This window comes from Flavobacterium cheniae (assembly GCF_004363695.1).
GTDB lineage: Bacteria > Bacteroidota > Bacteroidia > Flavobacteriales > Flavobacteriaceae > Flavobacterium > Flavobacterium cheniae.
In genome coordinates this window covers 427,302-451,780 of the sequence record NZ_SNZC01000002.1, presented here as the reverse complement: position 1 = coordinate 451,780, position 24,479 = coordinate 427,302, and the positions used below count along the sequence as shown (strand labels likewise).

At 33.4% G+C, this 24,479-nt stretch carries 20 protein-coding genes and 2 tRNA genes; 14 read left to right on the top strand and 8 right to left on the bottom strand.

Features of this window, described 5'->3' with window-relative positions; all coding sequences use genetic code 11:
• Positions 1–24 precede the first annotated feature (24 nt).
• Entirely contained in the window at positions 25–1,065 is a 1,041-nt protein-coding gene (locus C8D80_RS07020) for an aldo/keto reductase (protein ID WP_133609450.1), read from the top strand.
• Positions 1,066–1,206: 141 nt separating this feature from the next.
• Here the strand turns inward: C8D80_RS07020 and C8D80_RS07015 are convergent, their stop codons facing one another.
• Entirely contained in the window at positions 1,207–2,811 is a 1,605-nt protein-coding gene (locus C8D80_RS07015; RefSeq protein ID WP_133608782.1) for a DUF4139 domain-containing protein, read from the bottom strand.
• A 99-nt stretch (positions 2,812–2,910) separates the two neighbouring features.
• On the opposite strand from C8D80_RS07015, the gene C8D80_RS07010 reads away from it, so the two are divergent.
• Entirely contained in the window at positions 2,911–3,603 is a 693-nt protein-coding gene (locus tag C8D80_RS07010; protein WP_133608780.1) for a hypothetical protein, read from the top strand.
• On the opposite strand, the gene mgtE is transcribed toward C8D80_RS07010, so the two are convergent.
• From mgtE to serS, 5 genes are all read right to left on the bottom strand, one after another.
• On the bottom strand, positions 3,587–4,939 hold the full coding sequence (gene mgtE, locus C8D80_RS07005) for a magnesium transporter (RefSeq protein WP_133608778.1): 1,353 nt from the start codon (positions 4,937–4,939) through the stop codon (positions 3,587–3,589). The genes C8D80_RS07010 and mgtE overlap by 17 nt on opposite strands.
• Positions 4,929–5,708, bottom strand: coding sequence for a 16S rRNA (adenine(1518)-N(6)/adenine(1519)-N(6))-dimethyltransferase RsmA (gene rsmA / locus C8D80_RS07000; protein ID WP_133608776.1), 780 nt, complete (start codon positions 5,706–5,708; stop codon positions 4,929–4,931). Before rsmA ends, mgtE begins: the two co-directional genes overlap by 11 nt.
• Before the next feature lies 1 nt (position 5,709).
• Entirely contained in the window at positions 5,710–6,036 is a 327-nt protein-coding gene (locus C8D80_RS06995; RefSeq protein WP_133608774.1) for a DUF4286 family protein, read from the bottom strand.
• Between the two features lie 59 nt (positions 6,037–6,095).
• The gene (locus C8D80_RS06990; RefSeq protein ID WP_133608772.1) at positions 6,096–7,877 is read right to left on the bottom strand and encodes a tetratricopeptide repeat protein; all 1,782 of its coding nucleotides are present in this window, start codon (positions 7,875–7,877) and stop codon (positions 6,096–6,098) included.
• A 74-nt stretch (positions 7,878–7,951) separates the two neighbouring features.
• On the bottom strand, positions 7,952–9,223 hold the full coding sequence (gene serS, locus C8D80_RS06985; RefSeq protein ID WP_133608770.1) for a serine--tRNA ligase: 1,272 nt from the start codon (positions 9,221–9,223) through the stop codon (positions 7,952–7,954).
• 243 nt (positions 9,224–9,466) lie between these two features.
• On the opposite strand from serS, the gene C8D80_RS06980 reads away from it, so the two are divergent.
• The 5 genes from C8D80_RS06980 (at position 9,467) to C8D80_RS06960 (ending at position 13,611) form a co-directional block, all read left to right on the top strand.
• A complete protein-coding gene (locus C8D80_RS06980) occupies positions 9,467–11,395 on the top strand; it encodes a M1 family aminopeptidase (RefSeq protein WP_133608768.1) in 1,929 nt (642 codons plus the stop codon).
• Between the two features lie 70 nt (positions 11,396–11,465).
• On the top strand, positions 11,466–12,791 hold the full coding sequence (gene rseP / locus C8D80_RS06975; RefSeq protein ID WP_133608766.1) for an RIP metalloprotease RseP: 1,326 nt from the start codon (positions 11,466–11,468) through the stop codon (positions 12,789–12,791).
• 72 nt (positions 12,792–12,863) lie between these two features.
• A tRNA-Asn gene (locus tag C8D80_RS06970) sits at positions 12,864–12,937 on the top strand.
• A gap of 36 nt (positions 12,938–12,973) precedes the next feature.
• A tRNA-Asn gene (locus tag C8D80_RS06965) sits at positions 12,974–13,047 on the top strand.
• A gap of 150 nt (positions 13,048–13,197) precedes the next feature.
• On the top strand, positions 13,198–13,611 hold the full coding sequence (locus C8D80_RS06960) for a hypothetical protein (RefSeq protein ID WP_162845045.1): 414 nt from the start codon (positions 13,198–13,200) through the stop codon (positions 13,609–13,611).
• A 61-nt stretch (positions 13,612–13,672) separates the two neighbouring features.
• On the opposite strand, the gene C8D80_RS06955 is transcribed toward C8D80_RS06960, so the two are convergent.
• A complete protein-coding gene (locus C8D80_RS06955) occupies positions 13,673–14,266 on the bottom strand; it encodes a 2OG-Fe(II) oxygenase (protein WP_133608762.1) in 594 nt (197 codons plus the stop codon).
• A gap of 241 nt (positions 14,267–14,507) precedes the next feature.
• Between C8D80_RS06955 and C8D80_RS06950 the strand changes: the two genes are divergently transcribed.
• From C8D80_RS06950 to C8D80_RS06935, 4 genes are all read left to right on the top strand, one after another.
• Entirely contained in the window at positions 14,508–15,797 is a 1,290-nt protein-coding gene (locus C8D80_RS06950; protein WP_133608760.1) for an NAD-dependent succinate-semialdehyde dehydrogenase, read from the top strand.
• A gap of 1 nt (position 15,798) precedes the next feature.
• Positions 15,799–16,299 (top strand): nuclear transport factor 2 family protein, encoded by a 501-nt coding sequence (locus C8D80_RS06945; protein ID WP_133608758.1) that lies wholly within the window; start codon positions 15,799–15,801, stop codon positions 16,297–16,299.
• Positions 16,300–16,444: 145 nt separating this feature from the next.
• Positions 16,445–16,882, top strand: coding sequence for a hypothetical protein (locus tag C8D80_RS06940; protein WP_133608756.1), 438 nt, complete (start codon positions 16,445–16,447; stop codon positions 16,880–16,882).
• 18 nt (positions 16,883–16,900) lie between these two features.
• Positions 16,901–17,479 (top strand): globin family protein, encoded by a 579-nt coding sequence (locus tag C8D80_RS06935; RefSeq protein ID WP_133608754.1) that lies wholly within the window; start codon positions 16,901–16,903, stop codon positions 17,477–17,479.
• 50 nt (positions 17,480–17,529) lie between these two features.
• On the opposite strand, the gene C8D80_RS06930 is transcribed toward C8D80_RS06935, so the two are convergent.
• Positions 17,530–18,486, bottom strand: coding sequence for an NAD-dependent epimerase/dehydratase family protein (locus C8D80_RS06930; protein WP_133608752.1), 957 nt, complete (start codon positions 18,484–18,486; stop codon positions 17,530–17,532).
• A gap of 232 nt (positions 18,487–18,718) precedes the next feature.
• On the opposite strand from C8D80_RS06930, the gene C8D80_RS06925 reads away from it, so the two are divergent.
• The 3 genes from C8D80_RS06925 to mfd all read left to right on the top strand — a co-directional run bounded on the left by C8D80_RS06925 (position 18,719) and on the right by mfd (position 24,443).
• Positions 18,719–19,324, top strand: a complete 606-nt coding sequence (locus C8D80_RS06925) for a hypothetical protein (RefSeq protein ID WP_133608750.1) — start codon at positions 18,719–18,721, stop codon at positions 19,322–19,324.
• A gap of 28 nt (positions 19,325–19,352) precedes the next feature.
• Positions 19,353–21,005 (top strand): T9SS sorting signal type C domain-containing protein, encoded by a 1,653-nt coding sequence (locus C8D80_RS06920; RefSeq protein WP_133608748.1) that lies wholly within the window; start codon positions 19,353–19,355, stop codon positions 21,003–21,005.
• A gap of 174 nt (positions 21,006–21,179) precedes the next feature.
• Complete coding sequence (gene mfd / locus C8D80_RS06915; RefSeq protein ID WP_394364580.1) at positions 21,180–24,443, top strand: transcription-repair coupling factor; 3,264 nt, start codon at positions 21,180–21,182, stop codon at positions 24,441–24,443.
• Positions 24,444–24,479: the final 36 nt, after the last annotated feature.

The window sequence follows — 24,479 nt, the reverse complement described above, 5'->3', positions numbered from 1 at the left end:
AACTTTAAATTTTCAAATCCTGAAATGAACTACACAACACTACCCAATACCGAACTAAAAGTCAGCAAAATCTGTTTAGGAACTATGACTTTTGGGAATCAAAATACCGAAAGTGAATCGCACAGTCAATTGGATTATGCTCTTGAAAAAGGAATCAATTTTATTGATACTGCCGAAATGTATCCTATTGGTGGCAACGCTCAAATCTTTGGAAGTACAGAACGTCACATTGGAACTTGGATAAAGAAAATTGGTGCTTCAGAAAGAGAAAAACTGGTTTTAGCTACTAAAATTGCGGGACCAAATCGTGGAATGGAGTACATTCGTCAGCCATTAGATTTTTCAAAGAAAAGTATTCACGAAGCGGTAGAATTAAGTTTAAAAAACCTTCAAACCGATTATATCGATTTATATCAAATGCATTGGCCAGAACGCATCATGAATATGTTTCAAAAACGCGGTGTTCAGGAATTGGATACAAAATGGCAAGACAATATTTTTGATGTATTAACAGTTTACGACGGATTAATCAAAGAAGGGAAAATCAAACACATTGGACTTTCAAATGAAAATCCGTGGGGTGTAATGCGTTTTTTAATGGAAAGCGAGAAACACGGTTTGCCAAGAATAGCAACGATACAAAATCCGTTTTCATTGTTGAATCGTTTGTATGAAGTTGGTTTGTCTGAAATTGGAATGCGTGAAAATGTTGGGTTATTAGCGTATTCACCATTAGGATTCGGATTTTTATCTGGAAAATATTTGAATGGTTATCCAGAAAATTCTCGTATGAAATTGTTTCCTAATTTCGTTCGTTATACCAATGAAAACTGCTTCAGAGCAACCAAATTATACAAAGAATTAGCAGAAGCTAATGGTTTAACGTTAACCCAAATGGCAATTGCTTTTGTACATCGCCAAAAATTTGTGACTTCAACGATTATTGGTGCTACCACTATGGAACAATTGCAAGAAAACATAACTGCTTTTGACACTGTTTTATCAGACGAAATCGTAGCTGAAATAGAGAAAATTCAGGAATTAATTCCGAATCCAGCTCCTTAAAAAAAGTAATCAGTGTTCAGTTATAAGTAATCAGTTATATACTGAACACTTACTTCTGAACACTGATTTTTTGTCATTCTGAACTTGTTTCAGAATCCAGTTTGAGAAGCTGAAACGAGTTCAGCTTGACAAAGTGTTTTTTTACAAATTATCTATAAACTTATCCTTCGGATATTTGACCTTATAACTGATTCTGAATTTCTTAGTTTCTCCAGCGTTAAGTTTCACATCCCAAGTTAGAATTCCGGTTTCGGCATTTACTTTTGCTTTTCCGTTGTCTAATAATTCGATGGTGATTTCTTTATCGGTACTGATTGGATATTGATCTTTCAACAACATTTCAATTGCTTCTTTTTTGTTGTTTTTTACGGTGATATCGTAAGTAAAAGTTTGTTCTTTATATCCCGACAAGAATTTAGTTCCCGATTTATCCGCAATTTTTTCTCGTTTGATGGCGATTTTTTTATCTCTTCCCATACTCAAATTCAACGTATCAGATGTTTGATTTGGGTTAATCATGGTTTTACCCACATACATGCCTTCGAAGATTATATTCGCTTCACCAGGTAACAAATTGAATTTAGAATATTCGCTAATTTCAGCTAACAAAAAGGCTTCTTTTTCCACTTTTGGAACGGCGTAATATTTATATGTTGCTGGTAATTTTAAATCTTTCAAGGCAACACTATGTGCTTTTCCATTCGATAAAATGTCATATGGAATATCAATATCAAAAGAAATATTTAATTGGTTTTCATTTATTGTAGTGTAATTTGAAATAGAGGATTCATCCATTTCTGCTTTTTTATCATATGAAACAGCTCCTCTTATCGCAACAGAATTCATAACAACATTACTATTATTATAAGTTCTCGGATAGCCATATCGTAAAAACCAAGCTTGTAAAATTGGGGCAGTGTTATTTTGATTTGGATTACCACTTGAAAGTGTTAGTTTTACTTTTTTCCAATCAATTCCTGTGTTTTGTACCACTTTTGCTTTGTACATTAGGTTGATTGGTGAGTTGATATTGTCGGCACGTAAATCGTAAAATGGTGACCACGAAGCGTTGTTTGTAAGGTAATTGATATCTAAATTAACTGAACTTGCAACATCAGTCATAACTTGTAACACTAATTTACCTTGCGAAGATTTTTCTTGTTTTTGAGTATTCAATTCTAATTTAGAATTCAGTTTTGATAGTTTGTCTTTTAACTTGTTTTCTTTCTCGATTAATGTATCAACCAAATTACTCAACTCGTTTCTTTTAGCTCTATAATAATCTACTAATTTGATTAACTCAGATACATTTAAACCTGAATTTTGCCCAGCAACATTTTGATTTTTATCTAATAAATCAATCGTTTTGGAATAGGATACTTTTTCATTGGCAATTTTTCCCATTTCTTTTTCGATAAGCATAATACTATCACGAACTCTTTTAATCATCGGATTGCTTTCATCAATTTCATATTCCGAAATAAAATTGCGTGTAAACTGAACCGATAAAACTGTAACATTAGACGGAGCACCAATTTGAATGGTATTCTCATTTACATAATCAGCAACATTTTTAATAACAATCTCACTAGTTCCGGAAGGAAGTGTTACGGCTGCCGATTGTAACAATTCAGCTGAATTACTATAAACTGTCGCGCTTTTAATTTTAGCGGAAGTAAAAATTGGTTTTTGAGCAAATCCTATTGCCGAAAAACATAATAATGCAAATGCAAGTATTTTTTTCATCTCTATAAACTTTAGTGTTTATTGTATAGAGTGAAATAAAATGGAAAAGGTTGGGAAGCGTTTTAAAAATTTTGTAAAATTGTAAGAAAATATAGAGTTATGAAACGTTTTTTTCTATTGTTATTTTGTTTTGTTGGAAGTTTAGGTTTTTCACAAAATAGCTATCATTTTGATTATGTATTAGTTTATAATGTAAGTTTTCAAGATAAAAATTTTGAAAGAATTTGTTATATTAACTCTAATGACAATGATTTTTTTACTGAGTTAACTAACTATAAAGATTCAACACATGTTGATTTTAGAATGATTGATAGAGACAAAGAAATTTCTGTAAGATCTAAAGCTAATAAAGAATTGTTTTTTAAATCAGAAGTTGTAAATATTGATTGTAATGATGTAATTAAATCAGGAAATCCTAATAAACATAAAATAAAGGAATACGATTTTGTAAATTATAATGATACATTGATAAATGACACACTATATTATCATTATGCTATTAAATCAAATAAGAGTTTGAGTTATATCAAAAGAAAAAAAATTGTTGAATATCACTATATAGTCTCAAAAGAATCTCCAAATTTTTTACCCTTTCTAACAGATTCAACTCCTTATGAAGAATGGAAATCGGAGAAAAATATTCCAAATGGTCTTTTAAAAATGATGTATCATCTAAATTCAGATAGAAAAGTTGTCTTTAAATTTGAATTAAAAGCACTTACGAAAATTGATAAAAAATTGATAATCCCCAAAGATTGTAATTATACAAAGTTAATTATATCCCCAAAATAATCTTAGCAATAGTAAAATAAGTCAAAATTCCTAAGATATCGTTACTTGTAGTAATAAAAGGACCTGTTGCTAATGCAGGGTCAACGCCGTATTTATTTAAGATGATAGGAATAAAAGTTCCAATTAACGATGCCATAATAATTACTGAAAGTAGAGCAATTGAAACGGTGTAACCTACATGGATTTCGTATCCTAATAAGAAGTAACTACCAGCTAATAAGATTATCGAAAGAATCACTCCGTTTAATAAACTCAAAGAAAGTTCTTTTAATAAACGTTCAACAACTGGACCAATAATAGTGTTGTTTGCTAAACCTTGTACAATAATTGCAGAAGATTGAACTCCAACGTTTCCAGCCATTGCGGCAATTAGCGGTGTAAAGAAAAATAATTCGGGATGAAATTTCATGACTGGTTCAAAAATTCCCAAAACGTGTACCGAAATAAATCCACCAAATAATGCTAAAACTAACCAAGGCAAGCGTGCTTTTGTTAGTTCTAAAATACTGTCATCGGCTTCAACGTCTTGCGAAATACCCGCTGCCAACTGGTAATCTTTGTCGGCTTCTTCTTTGATGACATCGATAATATCATCAATAGTAATACGACCAACTAAACGACCTAATTCATCTACAACCGGAATGGCTTCCAAGTCATATTTTTGCATGATTCGCGCAACTTCTACATCTTTAGTGTCTACTTTTACATAGTCTACTTTTTTGATATAAACTTCACTAATATGGGTTTTTGTTGAGGTGGTTAATAAATCTTTTAAGGATAATCGGCCTTTTAATCGATCTTCATCATCCACCACATATATTGAATGTACTCTTGAAACATTTTCGGCCTGAGCGCGCATTTCTTTTACGCAAGTTAAAACGTTCCAATTTTCATTAACTTTTACCAATTCTTTCCCCATCAAACCACCAGCAGAATCTTCATCGTAGCGCAATAAATCTACAATGTCTTTGGCGTGTTCAACGTCTTCTAATTCCGAAATTACTTGTTCTTTTTTGTGTTGAGGTAATTCGGCAATAATATCAGCAGCGTCGTCTGTGCTTAATTCGTCAAGCTCTTCTGCGATTTCTTTTGGTGAAAGATTACGTAAGATTTTTTCACGAACTTCTTCGTCTAATTCCAGAAGAATTTCGGCTGTTTTTTCAGAATCTAAGGTGTTAAAAATATAGCCAGCGCCATAATCATCGAGTTCTTCCATGATTTCGGCAATATCAGCAAAGTGAATATCTTCAAGAAGCAAAAGTAATTCTTGCGACTTGTTTTCACTTATAAGTTGTTCTATTTCAGATAGAAACTCTCTGCTGATTTTAAACTCCATCGGCTGTTATTTTTTGGGTAATTGATATAAATTGTTCCACCGTTAGTTGTTCCGGACGGAGGTCAAAGATAGTGTCTAATTTTAAATTATCAGAAAAATTGAATGTTTTTAAGCTATTTCGCAATGTTTTTCTTCTTTGTTGAAAAGCGGTTTTTACTACTCTAAAGAACATTTTTTCATCACATGGTAATGAGTAATCTGCTTTTCTTCTTAATCGTAACACACCAGAATCTACTTTTGGTGGTGGATTAAAAACATTAGGCGGAACCGTAAATAGGTATTCCGCGTCATAAAATGCTTGTGTTAAAACCGATAAAATTCCGTAGACTTTACTTCCTTTTTTCTCGCAAATTCGTTGGGCAACTTCTTTTTGAAACATGCCAGCAAATTCTGGAATTTGGTCGCGCATTTCTAAGGTTTTGAACACAATTTGAGTTGAAATATTGTAAGGGAAATTTCCAATGATTGCAAAAGGTTCGTCATTGAAAACTTCGTTTAAATTGTATTTTAAAAAATCTTTCGAAATGATATGATTTTCTAATTTTGGAAAGTGAACACCCAAATATTCAACCGATTCTTTGTCGATTTCAATTACAAAGGTTTCGGTTGGTTTGTCTAATAAATATTTGGTTAAAACACCCATTCCTGGACCAATTTCCAAAATTTTTGAATAGCCTTCCAGCGAAAGTGTATCAGCAATATCTTTTGCAATACTTTCGTCTTTTAGGAAATGTTGTCCTAAGTGTTTTTTTGCGCTTACTTTTTCCATTTTAATTTGTTTCTCCGTAGAATTCTCCCATTACTTCCAACTCAGTTCTAAAAGCTAACATTTTATCTGCAAAAAGATGTAGTCCTTCCTGGCGTAATCTCGGTGCGTGGTTTTGGTAATAATCTTCTAGTTTTGCTCTCGAATCCGTGAAATATTGTACGGCATAGGTTGTGCCTCCCATTTCTTCTTCCACCACTACTCGAACCATTTTAGCATTGGTAAACAAACCTGTTGCTAAAACATCGTTAATATGTTTGTTTTGCATCCATTTTAACCAATCATGGTGAATGCTTTCATCTACGTTTACTGTTACGTTATATATAATCATTATTCTTTTTTAATTGTTTAACTAAAAATATCTTTTCTCTTGTTTCTTTCTTCTTTCCTCTAAATAGTTGTATCGCCTCTCAAAGTTCTATATTGTTTTCTACTTTCTGTATAATACAAACTATCAGGATGTTCTAAAACCATTTTTTCATACAAAGGTTTTGCTTTTTCATTGTCTAAAAGATATTTTCTATAAATCTCTGCGGAAAAAAATAAGGCTTCATCTTTGTAAATCCCGTCTTTGTAATTATCTAAAATGTTTTGGTAATAACTTAATGCTTTCAGATAATCTTTCTTCTCTTCGTAAATTTTCCCAACTTTAAACAATGTGCTTTCTTCAATACTTTCACCTTTGTGTTTTTGTAAAATAGCTAAGAACGATTGCAAAGCTTCTTCGTTTTTGTTTTGATACATTTGTAAATCGGCTTTAGCATAAGCTTGAAGTGCCACTCGCAAACTGTCTTCGGCAGAATTGTCTTGGATAAGTAAAAACATTTCGATAGCATCATTTGCAATTAGCAAACTTGGTGATTGTTTTAAGACTTTTACTTGTTGCAACGTCCAGTCGAAATCTTTTTTGTAGAAGTTTGCTTTGGCTAATTTTAGGCTTGCTTCGTGAGCTAAAACATCATTTTTTAAATTATCTTCTACTTGTGCATAATATAAAATGGCTTGATTGAATTTTTCATCATACACCATAATATCAGCTAATTCCATTTTCACTTTTGATTGATCTCGCAAGTTTAATGGTAATTTTAATGTGTTTTGTAAAAGTTCAATTCCTGATTTTGATTGATTCAGATAAAACGTTTTAAAATGGGCTGAAAGAATTTGCAAGTCTAATGAATACGGACTAATGCCGTATTTTTTCACTAATTCTTGAAGTTTCAAATCGATTACAGGATACTCTTTTGAAGTTGCCGATTCCATTTCCATCGAAATTAGAAAATGATGCGCTTTCATTTGTAATTCCAAATCCTGAGTGTTTTCTAAAACAAATTCTAAAATAAGTTTTGCGTCATCAAATTGTTTTTCTTCTACTGCCATACTTCCCAAAGTGACAATGTTATAAAAACTTTCAGGATTTCTTTTATAAACTGCTTTCTCTTGAACAAAGGCTTTTCCGTATTCCTTTTGTTGAACGAAAAACCAACTCAAAAATTGGTTCCAATACACATCTTGTGATTTTTGCGTTCTAAGCAATAAGTTTTTTCGAATAGTTGCAGCGAAAGAACCATCAGAATCATCCATTAAAAAACGGGTCAATTGGTTTTGAACCATTGGAGTTCCTTCTGGAGTATTGTATCCGTAATCTAATAGTTTGTTCAGCATCACTTCTAAATTACCTAATTGTCCTTGAACCATGGCGGTTTGATAATCGAAATTTAGATTAGAATTTTTCTTTTGTGCGGTTTCATACGCTTTTAAAGCCCAAGTTAGCAACACTTTTTTCTCAAAGGAATTAGCAACTTGATATGCGTAATTCGGCTCTTTTTCAACTTCTTGAATGGCTAATTCGTAATTTTTATCTGCTTTTTCGGTATTTTTTTGAAGTTGGTAATTGTAACCCAATTCAATATACAACAAAGGTTGGTTGTATTTGTCTTTTCGTTTTGTAATGGCATTTTCTGCTTTATCATATTGTTGCAATTGTTGGTAGCAATCAATTACTCTTTGAAAAAAGAAATAATTTGAAGGTTGTTTTGTCGAAATTTCCTCAAATAAAGTCAATGCTTTTTGAAATTCGCCTTTTTCAAAATAGTCCATGGCCAATTGCTCGTTCTGTGCCGAAACCCAAAACGAGGACAAAAAGAGTATGAAAAAAGCAATTTTTTGCAACATAAATAAAACAAATAATGTACTAAAGTAACACTTTTTAGCGTCAAATTAGTACATTATTTTATAAAGATTAACGTTTAGTTAATAATATCAAATCCAGTGTATTTTCTTAAAACTTCAGGAACTACGATACCTTCAGGTGTTTGGTAGTTTTCTAAAATTCCAGCTAATACTCTTGGTAACGCTAATGAACTTCCGTTCAATGTGTGTGCCAATTGGTTTTTACCTTCTTTGTCTTTGAAACGTAGTTTTAAACGATTTGCTTGAAACGTTTCAAAATTAGAAACCGAACTAATTTCTAACCAACGCTCTTGCGCAGTTGAATAAACTTCGAAATCATACGTTAAGGCAGAAGCAAAACTCATGTCGCCGCCACATAATCTTAAAATACGGTATGGTAATTTTAATTCTTGTAAAATTCCTTTCACGTGTTCTACCATTCCGTCTAATGCTTGGTATGAATTGTCTGGATGTTCAATACGAACGATTTCTACTTTATCAAATTGGTGTAAACGATTTAATCCACGAACGTGTGCGCCATATGAACCTGCTTCACGACGGAAACAAGGCGTATATCCTGTACAAAGAACTGGTAAATCATTTTCGTTTAACAATACATCTCTAAAGATATTCGTTACTGGAACTTCCGCAGTTGGAATTAAATATAAATCATCAACACCTACGTGGTACATTTGCCCTTCTTTGTCAGGTAATTGTCCTGTTCCAAAACCAGAAGCTTCGTTTACCATGTGAGGCACTTGATATTCCAAGTAACCCGCATCGGTATTTTTATCTAAGAAATAAGTGATTAACGCACGTTGCAATTTGGCACATTTTCCTTTGTAAACTGGGAAACCTGCTCCTGTGATTTTTACTCCTAATTCAAAATCAATTAAATCGTATTTTTTTGCTAATTCCCAGTGAGGTAAAGCACCTTCATGTAATTTAGGAATGTCACCTTCTTGAAAAACGTTTAGGTTTTCTTCTGGTGTTTTTCCTTCCGGAACGATGTCTGCTGGTAAATTAGGTAATTTGTATAATTCTTCTTGTAATTTTGAGGCAAAAGCATTTAATACTTCAGTAAGCTCTTTGTCTTTTTCACGAAGTTGAACCGATTTTTCTTTTAAAATTTCGGCTTTCGCTTTTTCGCCACTTTTCATTAAATCTCCAATATCTTTGGATAGCTTATTTGACTCGGATTTAATAGTGTCTAATTCTGCTTGAGTTGCTCTTCTTTTTTCGTCTAATGCGATAACTTCTTCAATCGCATTTTTAGCATCTAAGTTTTTCTTAGCTAATCGTTTTACTACTTCGTCTTTGTTTTCTCTAATGTACGCTATCTGTAACATAATATATAGGATTTTAAGGTTGCAAATTTAAGAAATTGGATTTAGATAATGAGTAAAAATAGCAACAGCTTGTGTGTTTTTGTGAATTGAGTAAATTCTCACACAAACCTTTCTAAAAATAAAGATATTATTGTATATTCGCTTAATTTTTATGTAAATTGATAATTTTAAGCTTAATTCTGTTGGGTTTTAATAAAATTAAATCACTAAAAGTTGCCCCCAAAATCTTATAACCTACAAAAAATGAAAAAAATTACCTTAAGTCTTCTAATCTTATTTGGTGTTATTGGTTTTGCCCAAACTGATAATAACGAATTTGAAAGAATGGTGGAAGCAGAAATGAAATCGGCTTCGTCTTTGCAAAATCTAAGAGTAAATCCCAATACTCAAAACTATGATGTAACGTATCATGAGTTGCGTTTTACAGTAAATCCAAACAATACAACGCCATACATTAGTGGTGTTGTTAAAACTACTTTTACTGCGCTCTCTAATATGAATGTAGTTACTTTTGATATGGCAACAGCTTTAGTAGTAAGTTCGGTAACAATGAACAGTACAAGTCTTACTTTTAACCAAAGCAACTATGAGTTAAACATTAATTTACCATCAACGTTAACAACAGGAAATAGTGCAACAGTAGAAATTACTTATGCAGGTTCTCCGCCTCAAGCAGAAGGCGGTTTTACTCGAAGTACTCATAGTGGAACACCTGTTATTTTTACTCTTTCTGAGCCTTTTGGAGCAAGAGATTGGTGGCCATGTAAACAAGATTTGACTGATAAAATAGCAAGTTTTGATATTTATATCACTTGTCCAGATACTTACATTGGGGTTTCAAACGGTTTGTTGCAGAGTTCTGTAACTTCAGGAGGAAATACAACGCGTCATTTTAGACATAATTACCCAATTCCTGCCTATTTAATTTCGTTAAATGTAACAAATTATACAACGTATAATATTCAGGCAGGTTTAGGAACAGTTGAGAGCCCGTTTTTCCCAATAAATAATTACTTGTATCCTGAAAGTAATACTGCTACAAATAGAAATGCGCTTGATGTAACTGTTCCAATAATGAATGTTTTTGAAGAAAAATTTGGACCTTATCCTTACAGAAATGAGCAATATGGTCATGTGCAATTTGGATGGGGTGGTGGAATGGAACATGCAACAATGTCTTCAATGGGAAGTTGGGGGAGAAGTTTAATTGCTCATGAGTTGGGTCACCAATGGTTTGGAAATAAAGTTACTTGCGGATCTTGGAAAGATATTTGGTTAAATGAAGGTTTAACAGAATATACTGCAGGAATTATGGTGGAAGAATTGGATGGCGATGCGTCTTTTGTTTCGTGGAAAAATGGAAAAATCACAAATATTACCTCGCAAACAGGAGGTGCACTTTATCTAACAGATGCTGAAGCTTTAAATGTTGGGCGCATTTTTAGTAGTAGATTGTCATATAACAAAGGCTCTATGGTAACTCATATGTTGCGATGGGTTATGGGTGATGCTAATTTTTTCTTGGCACTTCGTAATTATTTAAACGATACAAATCTAGCGTATGCGTATGCGCAAACAAATGATTTAAAAGGACATCTAGAGGCGGTTCACGGTAGTAATTTGGATGAATTTTTTAATGATTGGGTGTATATGCAAGGATATCCATCGTACGCATTAGCTGTTCAAACCTTAGGTACAGGGCAAGCACGAATTACGGTTAATCAAACCCAGTCACATTCAAGTGTTGCTTTCTTTGAAATGCCTTTAGAAATTAGATTAACAGGAGCAGGAGGATTAACGCATGATGTGGTAGTGAATAATACGGTTAATAATCAACAATTCGTGGTGCCAGTTCCGTTTTTAGTAACAGGTGTTATTTTTGACCCAAACAAACACATTATTTCAAGCAGTAATTCAACAACATTATCAAACAATAGTTTTGAACTAGAAGAAGCAATTTCAGTTTACCCAAATCCTGCAAATGACGAATTGCATATCATGATGCCAACTACTACTCAATTAGAAAAAGTAGAAATTTACAATACGTTAGGGCAACTATTAGCAACACATCAAATGGCAGATTTTAGAATTGATAACTTAAGTTCGGGAATGCATGTGATGAAAATTACTACTTCGGAAGGTGCAATTCATAAAAATTTTATAAAAAAATAGTTAGCATATAAAATAATGATGAAAAGTAAGGTGAAAACCTTACTTTTGTCGTTTAAATAAAAGCGTAAAAATGATTCAAGTAGCACAAATATTATTCATATTATCAGTTTTAGTAATTCTTCACGAATTTGGTCACTACATTACAGCCAAGATGTTTAAAGTACGAGTAGAGAAATTTTACTTGTTTATGGATGCTGGTTTTTCATTAGTGAAAAAGAAAATTGGTGAAACAGAATGGGGAATCGGATGGTTACCACTAGGAGGTTATGTAAAACTTTCGGGAATGATTGATGAAAGTATGGATACGGAACAAATGAGCGAGGAAGCTCAGCCATGGGAATTCCGTTCAAAACCAGCTTGGCAACGTTTGATTATTATGTTAGGCGGGATTATTGTGAATGTAATTTTGGCTTGGTTGATTTTTACGATTATGTATTCGACTGTAGGGCAAAAATTTATTTCAACAGCTAAAATTCAAGAAAACGGATTGGCTTTTGGCGAAGTAGGTCAAAAAGCAGGTTTTAGAAATGGAGATAAAATTCTTTCAGTAGACGGAAAACACCAACCAAGTTTTAACCGTATGACATTAGATGTTTTATTAGGTGATAAAGTTGAGGTAGAACGTAATGGTGCTAAAGTTGATGTGATTTTAACCGATGAAATGAAAGGTGAAATCATAAGTAAAGAAGGAAAAGAATTTGTTGGACCTCGATTTTCAAATACCGTAGTAGATTCTGTTGTTCCAAAATCGGCAGCAGATGTAGCAGGTTTAAAAAAAGGTGATAAAATTAAAGCGTTAAACGGAACAGCTTTTACTTATTATGATGAGTTTAAAGAACGAATTTCAAAACATAAAAATGATAGCATTTCTTTGTCAGTTTTGAGAGGAACTCAAATGGTTGAATTGAAAGCGAAGGTTGATAAGGAAGGAAAATTAGGTTTCATCAACAAAGCATTAGATAAATTAGATTACGAAGTAAATAATAAATTGTCTTTCGGTCAAGCGGTTCCTGCGGCAGTAAAAGAGTCATGGTCGCTGTTAGTTTATAATGTAAAACAATTCAAATTAATTTTACGCCCAAAAACAGAAGCTTACAAACACGTTCAAAGTCCGATTGGAATTGCGCGTCGTTTACCAGATACTTGGAATTGGGAATTTATTTGGAATTTCACAGCATTATTCTCAATCGGATTGGCATTTATGAACTTATTGCCAATTCCTGGTTTAGACGGCGGACACGCATTATTTACGATTGTTGAAATGATAACTGGGAAAAAATTATCAGACAAAGCAGCTGGGTATGTTCAAACCTTTGGAATGATTATCTTATTGACGTTAATGGCTTTAACTTTCGGAAAAGATATTTATCAATTAGTAGTAGACAAACTTTTATAATTTTTTCAATAAAATAATTTGCGATAACAAAAAATCAGTTTATATTTGCACTCGCTTAAAAGATATACAACTTCCTCCTTAGCTCAGTTGGTTAGAGCATCTGACTGTTAATCAGAGGGTCCTTGGTTCGAGCCCAAGAGGGGGAGCAAACTTTTAAGCACAATATAAACCTTTGAGGTGATTCCTCCTTAGCTCAGTTGGTTAGAGCATCTGACTGTTAATCAGAGGGTCCTTGGTTCGAGCCCAAGAGGGGGAGCATTAAAAAAGCCAGTCATTCGACTGGCTTTTTTGTTTTTATACCTATTTTTTTTCATTCCACGAATTACATTTTAATTCTTGCCTAACTTAGATATTTTTTGTAACTTTAATAAAGCAAATAGTTGCCTAATTAGTAAAATTAAGTACCATGATGAAAGTTGCAAAAAGAGTTGGCATTTGGATGGATCATTCTACAGCTCACTTAATGGAGTATTCAAGTGAAGATTATGAAGTAAATACTATAGCTTCAAAATTTACAGAACCTGTACATCAGAGTAAATTGTTACACAGTGAAAATAGTATGCATAATAAGGAGAATCAGTCCTTAAAAATATATTACAAAGAATTAATGGATATTATCAAGGAGTATGATGTTGTTTTGCTTTACGGTCCTACAGCTGCTAAAACAGAATTATCCAATATGATTCGCGAAGATCATCGTTTTGATAAAATTAAAATTGAAACGAAATCAGCAGAAAAAATGAGTCACAATCAACAACATGCTTTTATAAAAGACTATTTTTCTAAACTCCTAAATTACGAAAGTCCTTATTATAAATAATTTGAAGTCTTTTAATTTAAAAAAGAGGTTGTCATGTTTTTGATAACCTCTTTTTTAATTTTTAATCTCTTCTCAACCAACCCGTGACACTCAATCGAGGTTTGTGACTTTCTAATACTTCGTGAACCAATTCATTACTTTTAAAGAAAACCGTTTTTCTATTGGTTGGTGCTACTTTCTGAGTTACATCGCTATCATAAATACACAATTCGCCACCATCTTCTGGTTGCCAATTTTCGTTCAAATAGGTAATCATCGAAAACTGTCGGCTCGAATTATCTTGAAATTGATCTAAATGTTTTCTATAAAAACTGCCTTTATCAAACAACGCAAAATGAAATTCATAACCTGTAATTCCAGTATAACAACTTCGGTTCAAATACGACACAAAAGCATCTACTTGATCTAAAAATGCATTTTCATGTTCGTTATTGTTCGCTCGGTCTAACCAATAAATAGTATCACTTCTTATCGCCGAATTTTGAGTCAATTTTGCGGCATTTCCTATTCCAGCGGCTTTTAATAAATTTTGTTCTTTCAATTCAAACAATCTGTTTGTCAAATGTTGCGCTAATTCTTCCGATACAAAATGTTCCACAATTCCCACTTTCGAATCCAAATAACTCGAAATTAAGGTTTCAAAACAATCTTCCATTTTATTTATGTTGTAAAATACCTCACAAAGATATCATTTCCTTTTTTAATTTGGGCGTTCCCACAAGGGTCGGGCTTTCCGTTACAATCTTTTCTTATAAAATCTTATAATTTTATAAGAAAAGGATTTCTACTACAAATGAAATTCACCGAACTCAACTAAAACTAAAACTGGGTGAGGTAATCCCTAACGCGAACCTCGTTTTCAATTAAAATTAGTATTTTTACAAAAACCTTTCAGCATGCAAAATCTTTTAAAAGTTTCAGAAAACACACAGCTTTCTTGGCGTAATTTAAGTATTCAAAATCGAATTTCTTTTCTGCCACAATTAGCTAAACTACTTTTAGAAAACAAAGAAGCATATGCAACTTGTATCACTACCGAAATGCATAAACCCATTTCACAAGCCATTGCTGAGGTTGAAAAATGTGCACTTCTATGCAATTACTATTATGAAAATGCCGAAACCTTTTTAGCCACAAAAAACATAAAAACCGAAGCTTCTGAAAGTTTTGTCACCTACGAACCTTTAGGTGTAATTTTAGGTGTAATGCCATGGAATTTTCCGTTTTGGCAAGTATTCCGATTCGCGGTTCCAACAATTATAGCGGGGAATACTGTTGTGGTTAAACACGCGAGTAACGTTCCAAAATCAGCCGAATTAATTCAAGAAATATTTGAGCAAGCAGGTTTTCCAAAAGGTTGTTATCAAGATTTACCAATTCCAAGTAGCGAAGTAGCAAACAGCATCGCAAATCCAATTATAAAAGCCGTTTCCTTAACAGGAAGTGAACAAGCCGGAATTGCTGTCGCTACCGAAGCTGGAAAACATTTAAAAAAATGCGTTTTAGAACTAGGCGGAAGCAACGCCTTCATCATTTTAGAAGATGCCAATCTTGAAAAAGGAGTAGCAACAGCCGTTAATGCCCGAATGCAAAATGCAGGTCAAAGTTGTATTGCAGCGAAACGATTTTTAGTTCATGAAACTATCGCAGAAGAGTTTATAGCAAAATTCAAAGTTGCCATTCTAAATTTAAAAACCGGAAATCCGTTAGATAAAGAAACACAAATTGGTTCATTAGCGCGAGTTGATTTAGCCGAAGAATTAGAAGTCCAAGTTCAAAAATCCATTCAAATGGGAGCCAAATTAATCATTGGAGGAACCCGAAACGAAGCGTTTTATGAACCCGCAATTTTAACAAACGTAACAACAGAAATGCCTGTTTTCAATGAAGAAACCTTTGGACCTGTGGCTGCCATCATAACTTTCAAAACTATTGAAGAAGCAATTAAATTAAGTAATCAATCGGAATTTGGTTTGGGAGTTTCTATCTTTACTCAAGACATTGATTTTATCAAGACTAAAATCCCATCATTTAATGAAGGTGCCGTTTTCATCAACGATATGGTGAAATCCGATCCAAGATTACCTTTCGGTGGTATAAAAAAATCAGGTTACGGAAGAGAATTAGCCGAAGACGGCATCAAAGAATTTGTAAATGTAAAAACAGTTGTAATTAATACTTTTTAATATGAAAAAACTATCAATACTAGTCCTAGCAACTCTAGGGTTTTCCTGTAAACCTTGTGAAGAAAAACTCCAATCAGAGAAACAAAACATCACTACCGTTTTAGACAATTGGCACAAAGCAGCTGCGGCTGCAGACTATGAAGCGTATTTTGGAGCCATGTCTGACGAATCTATTTTTATTGGAACGGACGCCACTGAAAATTGGAATAAAAAACAATTTCAAGCTTTTTCAAAACCTTATTTTGACAAAGGAAAAGCTTGGAACTTTAAAGCAATAGAACGTAATATCTATTTTAGCGAAAACGGAAAAATGGTTTGGTTTGACGAATTATTGAGTACACAAATGAAAATTTGTCGCGGTTCTGGTGTTTTAGTGCAAGAAAAAGGACAATGGAAAATTAAACATTATGTGCTTTCCATGACAGTTCCAAATGACAATGTAGATGAAGTAGTAAAAATAAAATCAGTAATAGAAGACAAAATACTTTCTGAAAAGAAATAAGAATAAACCGAAATAAAATTCAATCCCAAGATAATTTGTCTTGGGATTTTTTATGTCTAAATGTTAAAATTCGCTTTTTTTTCATTTCCAGAAAACCAAGGAGAAATTGTTTACGTAAATCAACTAAACAAATATCTCAAATAAAATGAAGATTAATAAAAAAGTCAAAATTGCTTTGGGAAGCATCTTCGGAATTTTCCTGATACTTTTTGTGGTTTTAGTGGTTCATATCGCCACGGCTAAACCTTTAGTAATTGATAATGCATCGCTACAAATTAGTCGAATAGATTTCAAAGAACCAATAGATTCACTAAAAGCGAAAGAAATCCATCGAAATTTAAAATCCATTCCAGGTGTAAAAACCGATAGGTTGAATAGAGAAACTGGAGTTTTGGTTTTCTTTCACGATATAAAAATAGCCGATTCGAAAACTATTTATGACAAATTAATAGCCATGGGAAATTACAAGGCTGAACGTTTTACATTACCAAAAGAGTTAGAAAACAAAACGGCTTGCCCAGTGATGAATGAAGATAGCTTTAGTTATAAGTTTTCTAGAGGAATTCAACGAATTTTTAATTAATTTCTAAATACTATTACTATGAAAAATTTTTCAAAACTAGCCTTATTGGCTTTATTTATTGCATCGGGTACGTTTGTTACTTCTTGTAGTGACGATGACAAAGCAGCAGAACCAGCATCTTTATATGCAAAATTAGGAGGAACTACTATGGTTGCTGATCCTAACAATCCAGGACAAATGATAGAACAAGGGAGATTGAGTTATCGTTCTGTTGTGGATTCTACAATTACGTTAATTGTTTCTGATATTGTAGTGGGAGCAGAAGGTAATTTAGGGGAGCATTTTGCACCAGTAATTTCAGAAGCTTTAAGTGGTAACGCAACTAATGTTGCTATATTAAGTGATAATTTGACCGATTTCTTTTCAGCAAATACTGGTGGAGGGGCAACAAATGTTTACACAGGATTAGATATGGTTACAGCTCATGATCCAGCTCAAAATCCTCGTATGGGGAAAAAATCAAATGATGCTGAATATGATAAATTTATAGGATACGTAGGAGCAGCTGCTGGATTAAACGGAGTTACAGACCCTGTTTTAATCGGAGAAGTTGTTGCTGTGTTAGAATCATTGAGAGCTCCTATCGTTCAGGAGTAAGTTTGTTTTTTGTTTTAATGGAAAACGTCCCGATATTTCGGGACGTTTTTTTATTTTTTATAGGTATGTTCGTTTAAGTTTTTGAACATATCTACGGTCATGTTTTCTAAATCAAAATCGTTTTTCCAACCCCAATCTTTTCTTGCCGAAGTATCGTCAATACTTGCAGGCCAACTATCAGCAATTTTCTGACGGAAATCAGGTTCGTAGCTTAATTCGAAGTTTGGATAGTGTTTTTTAATTTCTTCACCAATTTGTTTAGGAGTAAAACTCATCGCTGCTAAATTGTACGCAGAACGAATTTTAATTTGTTCCGCAGGAGCTTGCATAATTCCTATAGTTGCTTTAATCGCATCGTCCATATACATCATTGGTAATTCTGAATTTTCAGATAAGAAACTCGTGAATTTTCCATCGGTAATCGCTTTATGATAAATATCTACAGCGTAATCTGTAGTTCCTCCACCTGCTTCAGTGCTCCAACTAATTAAGCCAGGATAGCGAATACTTCTTACATCTACACCATATTGTTTGTGATAATACTCACACCATCTTTCCCCGGTTTGTTTCGAAATTCCGTAAACTGTTGAAGGTTCCATAACGGTATATTGTGGTGTGTTTTGTCTTGGAGTTGTTGGTCCAAAAACCGCGATACTCGAAGGCCAAAAAATCTTTTTAATTTTCCCTGCTTTGGCTAAATTCAAAACATGAAACAACGAATTCATATTCAAATCCCATGCAAAAGCTGGGTTTTTTTCAGCTGTAGCCGAAAGCAAAGCCGCCATCAAATACACATCGGTAATTTGATATTTTTCAAGTAAATGCTCAATTTGGTTGTAATCTAAAGCATTAACAACTTCAAAAATACCGTTGTTTACCACATCATTTTCTAATTTTCTAATATCAGAAGCTACTACATTATTTACGCCGTAAGTTGCTCTAAGTTTTGCTGTAAGTTCGGTGCCAATTTGACCACAAGCACCAATTATTAAAATTTTCGTATCCATTTGGTTGTGTAAAAGTGGTAACAAATATAACATTTAGAAGTAATTTTTCAGATGATTTTTTGTGATATTTTTACAAATAACCTGCTTAATTTATATATTTAATAAATTAACATTCTTTCAAAGACTTTTCTTAATGGATTAACATTTTAGATGTAAAACCAGTGTTAAGATATTATTAGAAAAGTAACTACGTTAAGTAAACATTTGTACCTTTGCTTTTTAATTTATCCGAATGAAAGTTTTCTTATATAGTTTATCGCTTTTAGTTTTGACATTAATTTCATGTGAAAGTGAAAATCAGCAATTAGAAGCCCAAAAAGTAGCTCAAAAAAACGAAGCTGTTTTTAAGAACATTTCGAAAATGTGGCAATTCAATTTTCCTAATGCAAGACCAGAAGTAAATGTTACTTTGAATAAATGGAACGAATGGCGCCAGTTTGAAATCGAAATGCTTCAAAAACCACAATCTACTTTGTCGGCTTTTCAAATGAAAACTAGAAACTTGTCTTCAAAAGCAGATACTTTAGCAATTACAATTCCTTTGGAATACAATAAGCCTCAAATTTTAAGCAGAATTACGACTTTAAATACCAAATTAAAATCGTTAGAAACTTTTATGAATTTGAGAGTTATTCCAGAACAAAGAATTGCTAAATTGATTCCAGAAATTAATGAAGAAATTAAAGGTTTATACAAACAATGGGATGAAATTATTATCAAAAAAGCTATCCCAAAAGAAATAGGAGAAGAATTAATGTTGCAAGCTTTGGATACAACACGAAACGCAAATCCAGATGAAATGCGAAAGAAAATGGAAATTTCCGATAAAATAAAATAAGGTTTTTGGAATTTTATAATAACAAGATATGAAGAAAAAATACTTTTTTAAATTTTTTATTGGAATTAGTTTCCTTGCTGTTCAAATGATGTTTGGTCAAACCACTACTTGGACGGGTTCAGCTTGGGATAATGGTGATCCAAGCATAACAACTGATGCAATTGTTTTGTCGGGAACTTGTAATGTTACATCTAATACAAGTTTTAAAACCATTACAGTACAAGCAGATGCTATTTTAAACGTAGATAATGCTGCAACTATAACAGTACAAGATAATATTCAAGTTTTAGGTACAGGGCAATTAATTTTAAATAATAATACATCGTTATTACAAAACAATTCTTCTGCTACAAATACAGGAAATATAAAGTATAGAAGAAACGCTACTCCTATGCGTCAATATGAATATACATATTGGGGCGCCCCAGTAGCTGGTCAAGTATTAAACGTTTTTTCTCCATTAACATTAGCAGATAAATTTTATTCTTACAATGCAAATGTAGGAGTTAATAATTGGGTAATCGAAAATCAAAACAATGTTATAGTGCCTGGAAAAGGGTATGCAATTAGAGCACCACAAGGATATACAACAACACCTCAAGTCTTTAGTGGAGAATTTATGGGTGTTCCTAATAATGGAAATATTTCAGCAAATGTGGTAGGTTTTAACCCAGCTTTATTAAACTATAATTTGTTGGCTAATCCTTATCCTTCTGCAATTAATGTTATTACCTTGTTAGATAATACTAATTTAGGAACCTTATACTTTTGGACACATAATTCGGCGATTACAAACAACGTTTTTACTTCAAGTGATTATGCTATACGAACTAGAACCACTGGTATTGCAGCGGTAACTGGAGGAACTGCTCCTGGGCTTAATATTGCTGCTGGACAAGCTTTTTTCGCATCAGCAGGAACCACTACAACCATTAATTTTACGAATGCAATGCGAGTAGCGGGTAATAATTCGCAGTTTTACAGAAATGCTCAAAATGTGCCTCTTAATTATTATGTACACTTGAATTTGACGAATACACTAGGAGCTTTTAAACAAATTGCTTTTGGCTATCAAGAAGACGCAACAGATGGCTATGATTTTGGTTCAGATGCTTTAGCTTCTACAGAAGGTGCTATTCGTTTTTATTCGTTAATTAACTCTTTGTCGTTAGGTTTCGGAATTCAAGCAAGAGCTTATCCTTGGTCAATTAATGATGTTGTTCCTTTAGGTTACACCACTACACAAGCAGGAACGTTTGATATTGCTATTGATCATTTTGATACTTTTTTCGCTGATAAAGATATCTTCTTAGAAGACACTAGCAATGGCACTTTTCACAATTTGAAAAACAGTGCTTTTACTTTCACAACGGCTATCGGAACTTTTGATACTCGATTTAAAATCCATTATCAAGACACTTCTTTATCAAATGATGATTTTGCCGGAATTGAAAATTCGGTATATGTTTTTAAAGAAAATAACCAACCGAAAATCGTTTCAACACAATCAAATATTGCAAGTGTAATTGTGTATGATATGTTAGGAAGAGTTGTCTTTTCAAAAGATAAAGTAAACGCTTCAGAAGTTGTCCTTTCAAATTTAATAGCGAACAATCAAGCACTAATTATTAAAACAACATTAGAAAATAACGTTACAGTTGCTAAGAAATTCATTTTTTAACAATCGTTTCCCTAATATAACCACTACTTTTCTATTGAAAACGTAGTGGTTTTTTTATTTTTGTAGTCAATTAAAAAATTCATTTTGAGCAAGTCCGACATTATATCCATTTACGATAAGTCACCAAAGATTGCCGTTTTAGAAAGTACATTCGCAGCGCGCCAAAAGTCTCAAATGACTGGTTTGGTTGGGTCGTCGTTGTCTTTTGTGGCACATTCGCTGTTTAAAAAATCAGAACTTCCTTTCCTGATTTTATTCAGTAATAAAGAAGAAGCGGCGTATTATTTAAACGATTTGGAGCAATTAATTAATGCCGAAGACGTACTTTTTTACCCAAGTTCGTACCGAAGACCTTACCAAATTGAAGAAACCGACAACGCAAATGTACTTTTACGTGCTGAGGTTTTAAACCGAATCAATTCGCGAAAAAAACCAGCTATTATTGTTTCGTATGCCGAAGCTATTTTTGAGAAAGTCGTTACCCGAAAAGAATTAGAGAAAAACACGTTAAAATTGTCCGTGGAAGACAAACTTTCCATCGATTTTATTAACGAAACCTTATTTGAATATAATTTTAAACGAGTAGATTTTGTTACCGAACCAGGCGAATTTTCCGTTCGTGGTGGAATCATTGATGTTTTTTCGTTTTCCAATGATAATCCCTACCGAATCGAATTTTTTGGTAACGAAATAGACAGTATCCGAAGTTTTGATGTTGAAACTCAATTATCGATTGAAAAACTGAAAAAGATTTCGATTATCCCAAATGTCGAAAATAAATTACTGCAAGAAAACCGTGAAAGTTTCTTAGATTATATCAATGAAAAAACGGTTTTAGTGATTCAAAATACCGAATTATTAGGTCAACAATTAGATAAATTATTCGACAAAGCCAATGAAGCTTTCGAAAAATTATCTAAGGATATTCAGCATGCGCCACCAGAAGAATTATTTCTAAATCAAAAGCAGTTTTTAAAACGTGCGCTTGATTTTTCGGTAATTGAATTGCATGCAAATCCTGTTTTTAAAACGGATAAAAAAGTCGAATTTCATATTCAGCCGCAACCTTCTTTCAACAAACAATTCGATTTGTTATTGAACAATTTGAGCGAGAATCATTTCAACGGGTACAAAAATTATTTGTGCTGTTCCAATGAAAATCAGGCGAGTCGCTTTCATGATATTTTTGAAGATATTGACGAAGCCAATTCCGAAAGCGTTCGCAAGCAGTATAAAACCATGGTGTTGCCTTTGTTTGAAGGATTTATCGATGAAGAAAATCAAATTGCGTGTTATACCGATCATCAAATTTTTGAGCGTTACCATAAGTTTTCCATTAAAAATGGTTATTCAAAAAAGCAAACCATAACGTTAAAAGAACTGACTTCGTTGTCGGTGGGTGATTATGTAACGCATATCGATCATGGTATTGGAAAATTTGGTGGTTTACAGAAAATTCAGGTGGAAGGCAAAACGCAAGAAGCCATAAAATTGGTTTATGCCGATAACGATATTGTGTATGTGAGTATTCATTCGCTACACAAAATCTCAAAATACAATGGGAAAGATGGCGCGCCACCTAAAATTTACAAATTAGGAAGCAACGCTTGGAAAACTCTAAAACAAAAAACAAAAGCACGTGTAAAACATATTGCATTCAACCTAATTCAGTTGTATGCAAAGCGAAGATTAGACAAAGGTTTTCAGTTTTCACCTGATAGTTATTTGCAAAAAGAATTAGAAAGTTCATTCATTTACGAAGATACGCCTGACCAAATTACCGCCACTTTAGACGTAAAAACCGATATGGAAAGCGAGCGTCCGATGGATCGATTAGTCTGTGGTGACGTTGGTTTTGGAAAGACAGAAGTTGCGATTCGTGCGGCTTTTAAAGCGGTGGACAACGGAAAACAAGTCGCAGTTTTAGTGCCAACGACTATTTTGGCGTATCAACATTTTAGAACGTTTTCGGAACGTTTGAAAGATATGCCTGTTACGGTGAGTTATGTGAACCGATTTAGAACGGCAAAACAAAAATCGGAAACGCTTCAAAAATTGCAAGAAGGAAAAGTCGATATTTTAATTGGAACACATCAATTGGTGAATAAAAATGTGGTATTTAAAGATTTAGGTTTGTTGATTATCGACGAAGAACAAAAATTCGGAGTGAACGTAAAAGACAAATTAAAAACTATTGCCACGAATGTCGATACCTTGACCTTAACCGCAACTCCGATTCCGAGAACGTTGCAGTTTTCGTTGATGGCGGCTCGAGATTTATCAGTAATTACAACGCCTCCACCAAATCGTTATCCAATTGAAACGCACGTGATTCGTTTTAATGAAGAAGCCATTCGTGATGCGATTTCGTATGAAATTCAGCGTGGTGGTCAAGTGTTTTTCATCAATAACCGAATTGAAAACATCAAGGAAGTAGCAGGAATGATTCAACGCTTGGTGCCAGGAGCAAAAGTAGGCATCGGTCACGGTCAAATGGATGGGAAAAAATTGGAGGAATTGATGTTGGCTTTCATGGAAGGTGAATTTGACGTTTTGGTTGCAACCACAATTATCGAAAGTGGTTTAGATGTGCCGAATGCGAATACGATCTTTATCAATAATGCCAATAATTTCGGATTGTCTGATTTGCACCAAATGCGTGGTCGTGTGGGAAGAAGTAATAAAAAAGCGTTTTGTTATTTCATTACGCCGCCGTATTCGATGATGACGGGAGAAGCGCAAAAACGTATTACAGCTTTGGAGCAATTTAGCGAATTAGGAAGCGGTTTCAATATTGCGATGAAGGATTTGGAAATTCGTGGTGCGGGCGATTTATTAGGTGGTGAACAAAGTGGTTTTATCAATGAAATTGGTTTTGATACCTACCAAAAAATCATGAACGAAGCCATTGACGAGTTGAAAGAAAACGAGTTCAAAGATTTATACCAAGAAGAAAATGACATTGAAACCAAAGAGTTTGTCAAAGACATTCAAATTGATACTGATTTCGAATTGCTGTTCCCAGATGAATACATTAACAACATTTCGGAGCGTTTGAATTTATACAACGAATTAAGTCAAATTAAAGACGAAGCGGCTTTACAACAATTTGAACAAAAACTAATCGACCGTTTTGGAGCGTTACCAAAACCAGCTATTGCCTTACTAAATAGCGTGCGTATCAAATGGAAAGCAACCGCAATGGGAATTGAACGTTTAATGATGAAACAAGGTAAAATGATTGGTTATTTCATTGGCGACCAACAAAGTGATTTTTACCAAAGTAACCGTTTCATGAAAGTGCTACAATTTGCCCAACGCAACGGCAATGTTTGTAAAATAAAAGAAAAAGAAACCAAAAACGGCTTACGTTTATTACTGACTTTTGATAATGTGAAATCAGTGAATAAGGCGTTGGAGTTGTTGGAGGGGATTTAGTTTAAGAAGAAATTTATAATTACCTTTTCCAATTAT

Coding starts and splice junctions, on each gene's coding strand:
- C8D80_RS07020 (WP_133609450.1), top strand. CDS start 25: ATGAACTACACAACACTACCCAATACCGAACTAAAAGTCAGCAAAATC.
- C8D80_RS07015 (WP_133608782.1), bottom strand. CDS start 2,811: ATGAAAAAAATACTTGCATTTGCATTATTATGTTTTTCGGCAATAGGA.
- C8D80_RS07010 (WP_133608780.1), top strand. CDS start 2,911: ATGAAACGTTTTTTTCTATTGTTATTTTGTTTTGTTGGAAGTTTAGGT.
- mgtE (WP_133608778.1), bottom strand. CDS start 4,939: ATGGAGTTTAAAATCAGCAGAGAGTTTCTATCTGAAATAGAACAACTT.
- rsmA (WP_133608776.1), bottom strand. CDS start 5,708: ATGGAAAAAGTAAGCGCAAAAAAACACTTAGGACAACATTTCCTAAAA.
- C8D80_RS06995 (WP_133608774.1), bottom strand. CDS start 6,036: ATGATTATATATAACGTAACAGTAAACGTAGATGAAAGCATTCACCAT.
- C8D80_RS06990 (WP_133608772.1), bottom strand. CDS start 7,877: ATGTTGCAAAAAATTGCTTTTTTCATACTCTTTTTGTCCTCGTTTTGG.
- serS (WP_133608770.1), bottom strand. CDS start 9,223: ATGTTACAGATAGCGTACATTAGAGAAAACAAAGACGAAGTAGTAAAA.
- C8D80_RS06980 (WP_133608768.1), top strand. CDS start 9,467: ATGAAAAAAATTACCTTAAGTCTTCTAATCTTATTTGGTGTTATTGGT.
- rseP (WP_133608766.1), top strand. CDS start 11,466: ATGATTCAAGTAGCACAAATATTATTCATATTATCAGTTTTAGTAATT.
- C8D80_RS06960 (WP_162845045.1), top strand. CDS start 13,198: ATGATGAAAGTTGCAAAAAGAGTTGGCATTTGGATGGATCATTCTACA.
- C8D80_RS06955 (WP_133608762.1), bottom strand. CDS start 14,266: ATGGAAGATTGTTTTGAAACCTTAATTTCGAGTTATTTGGATTCGAAA.
- C8D80_RS06950 (WP_133608760.1), top strand. CDS start 14,508: ATGCAAAATCTTTTAAAAGTTTCAGAAAACACACAGCTTTCTTGGCGT.
- C8D80_RS06945 (WP_133608758.1), top strand. CDS start 15,799: ATGAAAAAACTATCAATACTAGTCCTAGCAACTCTAGGGTTTTCCTGT.
- C8D80_RS06940 (WP_133608756.1), top strand. CDS start 16,445: ATGAAGATTAATAAAAAAGTCAAAATTGCTTTGGGAAGCATCTTCGGA.
- C8D80_RS06935 (WP_133608754.1), top strand. CDS start 16,901: ATGAAAAATTTTTCAAAACTAGCCTTATTGGCTTTATTTATTGCATCG.
- C8D80_RS06930 (WP_133608752.1), bottom strand. CDS start 18,486: ATGGATACGAAAATTTTAATAATTGGTGCTTGTGGTCAAATTGGCACC.
- C8D80_RS06925 (WP_133608750.1), top strand. CDS start 18,719: ATGAAAGTTTTCTTATATAGTTTATCGCTTTTAGTTTTGACATTAATT.
- C8D80_RS06920 (WP_133608748.1), top strand. CDS start 19,353: ATGAAGAAAAAATACTTTTTTAAATTTTTTATTGGAATTAGTTTCCTT.
- mfd (WP_394364580.1), top strand. CDS start 21,180: ATGACTGGTTTGGTTGGGTCGTCGTTGTCTTTTGTGGCACATTCGCTG.